The organism is Candidatus Micrarchaeota archaeon, assembly GCA_028866575.1.
In the GTDB taxonomy this organism is placed as follows: domain Archaea; phylum Micrarchaeota; class Micrarchaeia; order Micrarchaeales; family Micrarchaeaceae; genus UBA12276.
Map to the genome: position 1 here is coordinate 1 of JAGWHU010000045.1, position 1,214 is coordinate 1,214.

Annotated in this window: 1 protein-coding gene; it reads left to right on the forward strand. The window is 51.6% G+C overall.

Annotated features, from left to right (window positions below):
• Nucleotides 1–222: 222 nt before the first annotated feature.
• Nucleotides 223–1,214: hypothetical protein (locus KGI06_06350; GenBank protein ID MDE1871829.1), on the forward strand; the 992-nt coding region annotated here is incomplete at its 3' end.

Genomic DNA, 1,214 nt, shown 5'->3' on the forward strand with positions numbered 1-1,214 from the left:
AAATCTGTTGACGGCTCGCGTGTGGGGTGTATAACCCATGTGTTCGAGCACGCTTCACGCTCGGAAATTGAGTCTGTTTTGGCGACGTGGAAAGCCGCCTGGGTTTGGTAAAATGCACAATCAAAACATTCCGTTCGCGCTCCGACTACGTGGGTTTTACTGCGCCGCCTGGCCAGATTTTTACCCGCTTTCCACCGGGGCGCGAACAGAGGGTTTTGAGTCATGGGCCTAAAGCTTCCCGCATTTCAGTTTTACCCCGGCGACTGGCGGAAGGATCCCGCCGTCCAAGCACTGAGTTTCGAAGAACGCGGCATTTGGGTCGAGTTGCTCTGCCTGATGCACGAAAGCGAACAAAGGGGGAAACTTCTCCTGGGCGGCCAGCCATACCCAGAGGACCGGCTGGCGCGTGCCTTGGGCATTGATATTTTGCTTATGGGTAAGGTTATCTCCACCCTAATAACCCTCAACGTAGCAAGCCGGTGCCCCGAAACGGGTGCTCTGATATGCAGGAGAATGGTCAGAATGGAGGAAATATCTTCAATACGCTCTAAATCAGGAAGTAAGGGAGGAAATCCCATGTTTCGCAAAGGTGAGACTAACCCGTATTACGATGGAAAAGATAAGCAAAAACATAAGCAACGAGATAAGCAAAAGATAACCCCTTCATCTTCATCTTCATCTTCATCTTCGAATAGTACCCCCCTACCCCCCGCGCAGCCAGACTTCGAACACCGCGTTGGGAAAGTAGGGTTAGCAGAGGTTAACCAGCCAGTTAACCTTGTTAACCGCAGTTTAGACTCAAAGCTTAACGATTCTAAACTTTTCGAAAGAACAATGGCGCTCAGGGTTGGGATCAATTCGATGTTCAAACGCAAGGATTCCGACAGGTGGAACCACCTAGAGGAGGAGGCTCTCTGTGAAGTAGCCCGAAGGGACGACTGCCTATCTGAATTTCAGGAGCTTTCCCGGTTCATGCCCGTGCGAGGCAGGTTTTTCCCGCAGAATGTTCTTAGCCTGCTTGAAAAGTGGACCCAAACACTGGATGCCTCGCGGAACGGGCACGTTCTAATGGATTCGCCTGAAACACGGCTGAAAGCTATACGGTCCGTTATTGAGACCCATCCGGCGAACAAGGAAAGCATCCGGTATAACCCGCAACATACAACCGCCGAGGGTGACGATTACAAGCAACTCCGGCGTGATGAGCGGGAAAT